This is a genomic window from Brevundimonas sp. P7753 (genome assembly GCF_013386595.1).
In the GTDB taxonomy this organism is placed as follows: Bacteria; Pseudomonadota; Alphaproteobacteria; order Caulobacterales; family Caulobacteraceae; genus Brevundimonas; species Brevundimonas bullata.
This window is the reverse complement of sequence record NZ_JACARP010000039.1, coordinates 24,948-31,635: the sequence shown is the minus strand read 5'-3', so window position 1 is coordinate 31,635 and position 6,688 is coordinate 24,948. Positions and strand designations below refer to the sequence as shown.

At 66.3% G+C, this 6,688-nt stretch carries 6 protein-coding genes; all 6 read left to right on the top strand.

Going from position 1 to position 6,688, the window contains the following annotated elements; genetic code table 11:
• Positions 1-2,070, top strand: a 2,070-nt coding sequence (gene flgK, locus HX774_RS08825) for a flagellar hook-associated protein FlgK (RefSeq protein WP_178826079.1), incomplete at its 5' end; no start/stop codon positions are given.
• Positions 2,067-3,008: a flagellin gene (locus tag HX774_RS08820; RefSeq protein ID WP_178826078.1), complete on the top strand. Its 942-nt coding sequence runs from the start codon at positions 2,067-2,069 to the stop codon at positions 3,006-3,008. The genes flgK and HX774_RS08820, both read left to right, overlap by 4 nt.
• A 119-nt stretch (positions 3,009-3,127) precedes the next feature.
• Entirely contained in the window at positions 3,128-4,246 is a 1,119-nt protein-coding gene (locus tag HX774_RS08815; RefSeq protein WP_178826076.1) for an ABC transporter permease, read from the top strand.
• Positions 4,243-5,031 (top strand): ABC transporter ATP-binding protein, encoded by a 789-nt coding sequence (locus tag HX774_RS08810; RefSeq protein ID WP_178826074.1) that lies wholly within the window; start codon positions 4,243-4,245, stop codon positions 5,029-5,031. Before HX774_RS08815 ends, HX774_RS08810 begins: the two co-directional genes overlap by 4 nt.
• Before the next feature lie 15 nt (positions 5,032-5,046).
• Positions 5,047-5,985, top strand: a complete 939-nt coding sequence (locus tag HX774_RS08805) for an MlaD family protein (RefSeq protein WP_178826072.1) — start codon at positions 5,047-5,049, stop codon at positions 5,983-5,985.
• Entirely contained in the window at positions 5,982-6,605 is a 624-nt protein-coding gene (locus HX774_RS08800; RefSeq protein ID WP_178826069.1) for an ABC-type transport auxiliary lipoprotein family protein, read from the top strand. The genes HX774_RS08805 and HX774_RS08800 overlap by 4 nt, the downstream gene beginning before the upstream one ends.
• Positions 6,606-6,688 lie beyond the last annotated feature (83 nt).

Genomic DNA, 6,688 nt, shown 5'->3' with positions numbered 1-6,688 from the left:
GCCGCCCAGACGCAGCTGCGGGTGGTTTCCGACAACGTCTCGAACGTCAATACGCCCGGCTATATCCGCAAGGTGGCCGACCAGCAGTCCTGGGCCAGTCAGGGCGCGGGCGCCGGGGTCGAGATCGCGCGCATCCGTCTGGCCACTGACCGCTTCTTGCAGGCCGCCAGCCTGAGCGCCGGGGCCGACGCCGGGCGCCAGGCCGTGCGCTATGAGCTGTTCAACAATATCCAGTCGCAGTTCGGCGATCCGGGCGCGGACAGCGGCTTCTTCGCCCAGATCGACAAGATCTTCTCGGCCTTCTCGACCTCGGCGGAAAACGCCACCTCGGGACCGCTGCGTCAGGACGCGATCTGGAAGACCCAGGCCATGTTCGACGAGGCCGCGCGGGTGGCCAAGGAGATCCAGAGCACGCGCGAGGAGGCGGACGCCCGTCTGCGCACCGCGGTGGACAAGGTCAACGGCCTGGTCGAGCAGATCGAGAAGCTGAACGTCGACATCGCCAAGGCCAATGTCGTCGGCACGGATTCGACGGGCGCCCAGACCATTCAGGCCGGTCTGATCAACGAATTGTCCGAGCTGATGGATGTGCGGATCACCAACCGCTCCATCGGCGGGATCGAGGTGCGGACGGGCGCCGGCATTCTGCTGGCCGGGCAGGGCGCGGCCAAGCTGGAATACCAGCGGGCGGGCGTGGTGTCGTCCGAGACCGTCTTCAACCAGATCATGGTCACCGAGCCGAACGGCCAGCGGCGACCGCTGACGGAAGGCCTGGCCTCGGGCGAGATCAAGGGTCTGCTGGAACTGCGCGACGTCGAGGCCCCTGCGGCGACCGAGCGCCTGGGCGAGCTGATGACGCGCCTGGCCGACGAACTGAACCGCGCCCACAACGCCGCATCCTCGGTCCCGGCGCCGCCGGTGCTGAATGGCCGCAACGTGGGTCAGTCGCTGGAAACCGCTCTGGCGGGCTTCACCGGCAAGACCACCATCACCACGGTCGACGCCCAGGGCGTGATCCAGAACTCCGCCGAGATCGTCTTCTCGGGCGGGACGATGACGATCAACGGCGTGGCGGCCACGCCCGCCACCTTCCTGACCACGCTGAACGGACAGCTGGGCGGCGCCACGGCCAGCTTCGTCAACGGTAGCCTGAGCATCGAGGCGCCCGCCGGAAGCGGCGTCGCCATCGCCGATGACGCGGCCACCCCCAGCAGCAAGGCCGGGCGCGGCTTCTCGCATTACTTCGGCCTGAACGATCTGGTCTCGACGGATCGCCCGGCGCTTTACGACACAGGCCTGACGCCCGCCTCGCAGCACGGCTTCACGCCGGGCGAGACGATCAAGTTCCGCTTCACCGACGCCTCGGGCTCGCGCATCCGCGATCTGGCGGTGGCCGTGCCGGCGGGCGCGGGGACGATGACCGAGATGCTGACGGCGTTGAACGATCCCGCGACCGGGATCGGCGCCCATGGCAGCTTCAGTCTGAACGGTGCGGGCGAACTGATCTTCACCGGCCACGGCGCGCCGCCGTCGACGATGTCGGTCATCGAGGACGGCACGCGCCAGGTTCCGTCGGGCGTATCGATGAGCGACCTGTTCGGCCTGAGCGGCGCTCGCGCCTCTCGCGCCGGCGGCTTCTCGGTGCGCAGCGATATCGCCAAGGACCCGTCCAGACTGGCCTTGGCCCAACTGAACCTGGGGGCGGCGGCGGGCACGCCGGCGCTGAGCAAGAACGACGGCAGCGGCGGTCGTCTGCTGGCCAAGGCCGATCAGAACGCGACGTCTTTCTCGGCGGCGGGCGGCGCGGGCGGGGTCAATATGTCCCTGGCGCGCTATGCTGCGGAGTTCTCGGGCGAGATCGGCGGCAAGGCCACCATCGCCAAGACCCGCGCCACCAGCGCCGCCGCGCTCTATCAAGAGGCGTCCGCGCGACGCAGCGCGGTCGAAGGCGTCAACATGGACGAGGAACTGGTGCTGATGACCACCTATCAGCAAGCCTTTAACGCTTCGGCGCGCCTTATCCAGGCCGCGTCGGAAATGTACGACACCCTGATCGGAATGATGCGATGACCCGCGTTTCGACGTTTGGAAACTATCAGTCGGCCCTGCTGCACCTGATGAACGCGCAGGCGCGCGGCGAGGAAGCGCAGAACAAGGTCAACACCAAGAAGAACGCCACCGATCTGGTCGGCTTCGGGCGGCAGTCGGAAACGGTCATCGCCCTGAAATCCAGTCAGACGCGAATCCAGGGCTTTATCGACACCAACAAGACGGTGGCCGACCGGCTGACCATGCAGGACATGGGACTGGATCGGGTCGCCGACGCCGCCACGGCCGGTCGACAGGCCATCGCCAACGCCATCGCGGCCGGGCGCATGGAGGGGCTGATGTCCGAGATGGAGACCGTCTTCAAGATGGCCCAGGACGGCCTGAACATGAAGCATCAGGGCAAGTCCCTGTTCTCGGGCGGCGCCGTGGACCAGCAGGCCGTGGTCCTGCCCGCCACGCCGGTCGGGGCGACTGACCTCGAGAAGCTGGCGGCCATGCCCGTGACCAACGACGTCTTCAAGAACGACCAGTTGAAGCAGTCGTCCCTGCTGGACGAGACTGTAACCATGGACACCGGCTTCCTGGCCAGTGATGTGGGGCAGGCGCTGTTTGACGTGTTCCGCGACCTGCAGATTCTGCATCAGGGCACGCCGCTGAACGGTCAGATGGACGACGCCCAGAAGACCGCGCTGACCGCGCTGATGGGGCGCTTCGAAACGGCGGCCAAGGACGTGGTCAACATTCAGGCCAAGAACGGTTCGATGCAGGCCCGCGTCGATACGCTGCTGGAGTCGCAGGAAGCCCGCAAGATTTCAGTCGACACCATCCTGTCGGGCAAGACCGACGCCAACATGGCGCAGGCCGTGACGGAACTGGAGATGGCCCAGATCGCCATTCAGGCCTCGGCTCAGGTGATCAGCCAACTGCGGGATGTGTCGCTGCTCAACTATCTGCGCTGATCGTCGGGCGGAACGAGAACTCTGTTCGCAGTGCGTTGAACGATCCGGGTTTCAGCGCGTTTGCCTCTTCCACGAGCTTCGCCATGGGCGATCAGGCCAAGCTCGGGTAAAGGGTGGGCATGGACGGAGCTGATTTTCAGATCGAGGATGGGCCGGACGGCGGTGCGCGACTGCGGCTGACGGGCGACTGGACCACCATGGGTCTGGCCCGCACGGCGCGTCGCCTGTCCGACGACCTGGGCGACCGGCCTGTCGCAGAGCTTGCGCTGGACCAGTTGGGGCGGTTCGATACCGCCGGCGCCCTGGCGATCGTTCAGAACCTGTCGCAGCCCTTGCCCAAGTCGGCGTGGCGCGACCGCCCCGAAGCCGGCCGCATCTACGCCATGGTCGAGAAGCTGGACCGTGAATCCGCCGCGCCGCCGCCTCGCGCCAACGCCCTGACCCTGACCTTCGCCAAGATCGGCCGGGGCGTCTATGATTTCGGGGCCGAGGCCATGCTGTCGCTGGCCTTCCTGGGACGGCTGATTGTGGCTGTGGGCGGGGCGCTGAAACATCCGGGCGGCATCCGCTGGCCCGCCTGGTTCAGTCAGGCTGAGCGGTCGGGGCTGGACGCCATCCCCATCATCGCCGTGACCAACTTCTTCATCGGCGCGGTCATCGCTTTCCTGGGGGCCAACCTGCTGACCCAGTTTGGGGCGGGCGTATTCACGGTCCAGTTGGTCGCGGTGTCGGTTCTGCGCGAGTTCGCCGTGGTCATCACCTCGGTCCTGCTGGCAGGCCGCTCGGCCTCCTCCTTCGCGGCCGAGATCGGTTCGATGCGGATGAACCAGGAAGTCGACGCCATGCAGGTCATGGGCGTCAATCCGTTCCAGGCCCTGGTGATTCCGCGTCTGGCGGCCATGCTGCTGATGCTGCCGCTTCTGACTTTTGTCGGCATGGTGTCGGGCCTGTTCGGCGGCATGCTGGTGACGTGGAGCGAGCTGGCCTATGGCCCCTCCTTCTTCCTTCAGAGAGTCACCGAAGATCCCAACATGGGCACGCATCTGATGGTCGGTTTGATCAAGGCGCCGGTCTTCGCCGTGGTGGTGGCCGCCATTGGTTGCCGTCAGGGCATGTCGGTGGCCGGCGACGTCGAGAGCTTGGGCCGTCGGGTCACGGCGGCGGTGGTCCAGGCCATCTTCGCCATCATCTTCCTCGACGCCGTCTTCGCCATGATCTTCCTGGAGCTGAACCTGTGACGGCTCCGACCGAAAAGCCGACGCGCGAGAACGTCGTCGAGGTGCGCGGCCTGCTGAGCCAGTTCGGCGACCGGGTGATCCATCAGGACCTCGATCTGGACGTGCAGCGTGGCGAAGTCGTTGGCGTGGTCGGGGGGTCGGGCACCGGCAAGACGGTGCTGCTGAACTCCATCATCGGCCTGAAACAGCCCGAGGGCGGCTCGGTGAAGCTGTTCGGGATGGAGCGCGAAACCATGACCAAGGCCGAGGCGGCCGAGGTCGAGCGGCGCACCGGCGTCCTGTTCCAGCAGGGGGCCCTGTTCTCTTCGCTGACGGTGCTGGACAATGTGGCCTCGCCGCTGGTCGAGCATACGGATCTGCCGGCCAAAACCATTCGCGAACTCGCCGAGATGAAGATCGCCATGGTCGGGTTGAAGCCGGAGTCTCACTATCTCAAGCCGGCGGAGCTGTCGGGCGGGATGCGCAAGCGCGTCGGGCTGGCCCGCGCCATGGCGCTGGACCCCGAGCTGATCTTTCTGGATGAACCAACGGCGGGGCTGGACCCCATCGGCGCCGCCGCCTTCGATCAACTGATCCGCGACCTGTCGGACGACCTGGATTTGACGGTCTTCATGATCACCCACGACCTCGATAGCCTGTACGCCATCTGCGACAAGGTGGCGGTGCTGGCCGACAAGCACGTTGTCGCCAAGGCCACGGTTCAGGAACTGGAACGTTCCGACCATCCTTGGATCAAGGAATACTTCCTGGGGCCGCGCGGTCGCGCCGCCCATAAGGCCGCTTGAGGAGAGCGGGAAGAGATGGAAAGAGACGCCCACTACGCCGCTGTCGGCATCGCCACTGTCGCCCTGTTGCTGGCGCTGGCCGTGTTCACGATCTGGCTGGCACGCCTGCAGTTCAACAACGACTACGACGTCTATGACATCGTCTTCTATGGTCCCGTGCGCGGTCTGTCGGAAGGCGGCGAGGTGCATTTCAACGGCATCCGCGTCGGCGAGGTCACGGCCCTGAACCTGGACCCCAAGAAGGGGGATCAGGTCATCGCCCGCGTGCGGCTGAACGGCACGACCCCTGTCCGCGTCACCTCGCGCGCCCAGCTGGAGCCGCAGGGCATCACCGGACTGAACTACATCCAGATCACGGCGGGTGAAGCCAACAGCGCTCTGCTGAAGGACCAATATGCCGACAATGTCGTGCCGGTGATCCAGAGTCAGCCCAGTCCGATTGCGGAACTGCTGAGCGGCTCCGGCACGGTGCTGGCCCAGACGGTGGACGCGCTGAACCGCATCAACCGCGTCATGTCGGACGACAATATCCGCAGCTTCTCGACCAGCGTGAAGAACGTGGAAGCCATGACCGCCGAGTTGGAGGCCCGCAAGGGCATGTTCCAGCAGCTTGAAGAGACGATCACCAAGGCCAACGCCGCCGTCGGCGAATACCAGGCCCTGGGCGTCAGCGCGCGTCAGATGATCGACACCGACGGCAAGCAGGCCATCGCCAACATCAACGCCGCCACGCGCGAAGCCCAGCAGACCATCGCCTCGATCAACCGAACGGCTACGGGGCTGGAGGGGCCGCTAGGCGACTTCGGCACGCAGACCGTGCCGCAGTTGAACGACACGATCCGCCAGCTGGATCAGGCGACGCGCTCGCTTCAGTCGCTGATCGACAATGTGCGTGAAAGCCCGCGCGACTTCATCTCGAAGGCGCCGTCCAAGGAAATAGAGGTGCAGCCATGATCCGTTCCGCTCTTGTGATCGCGGCTGCGTCGGTCGCCCTGTCCGGTTGCGCCCTGTTGTCGTCGCCCGATCCGGTTCAGCTCTATCGGTTCGGCGGGGCGTCAGCCTTTGCAGGGACGGGGGCGACCTCGGCCTGCCCGGATGTCCATGTCTCGATGCGCCGCGTGGACTTCCCCGAAGCCGCGCGTGGTGATCGTCTGCTGGCCGTGACCGGAGCCGAGGCGGCCTATATCAAGGGCGCGCGCTGGGTGTCGCCCGCCGAGACCCTGTTCGAGGAAGCTCTGCGCAACGCCTTCCTCGACGGTGGAACCTGCACGGTGCTGAGCAGCGGTCCCTTGACGCGCGACGGTCTGCTGCTGAGCGTGGACGTGCGCCGCTTCGAGGCGGACTACGCCGCGCCGGGCGCCGTTCCGAACGCCAGTATCGTGGTCCTGCTGCGTCTGGTGCGTCCTGGCGACCGCTCGATCGTGGCCGAGGACCGCATAACGGTCAGCGAGAGCGCGGGTGAGAACCGCCAGTCGGCCATCGTCGCCGCCTTCGACCGCGCCACCGCCGAGGCCAGCCGCCAGATCGTTCTGTGGACGGACCAGCAGGCGAGCCAGGCGACGCGGGGTTCCTAGTTTTGTCATCCCGGATAGCGGCTGCGCCGCTTCCGGGATGACGGATAGAGAAAACCCCGGCGGCCTCGCGGTCGCCGGGGTTT

Bases quoted from the DNA above. Each gene is read 5' to 3' on its own strand.
- HX774_RS08815 (WP_178826076.1), top strand. From the start codon at position 3,128: ATGGACGGAGCTGATTTTCAGATCGAGGATGGGCCGGACGGCGGTGCG.
- HX774_RS08820 (WP_178826078.1), top strand. From the start codon at position 2,067: ATGACCCGCGTTTCGACGTTTGGAAACTATCAGTCGGCCCTGCTGCAC.
- HX774_RS08805 (WP_178826072.1), top strand. From the start codon at position 5,047: ATGGAAAGAGACGCCCACTACGCCGCTGTCGGCATCGCCACTGTCGCC.
- HX774_RS08800 (WP_178826069.1), top strand. From the start codon at position 5,982: ATGATCCGTTCCGCTCTTGTGATCGCGGCTGCGTCGGTCGCCCTGTCC.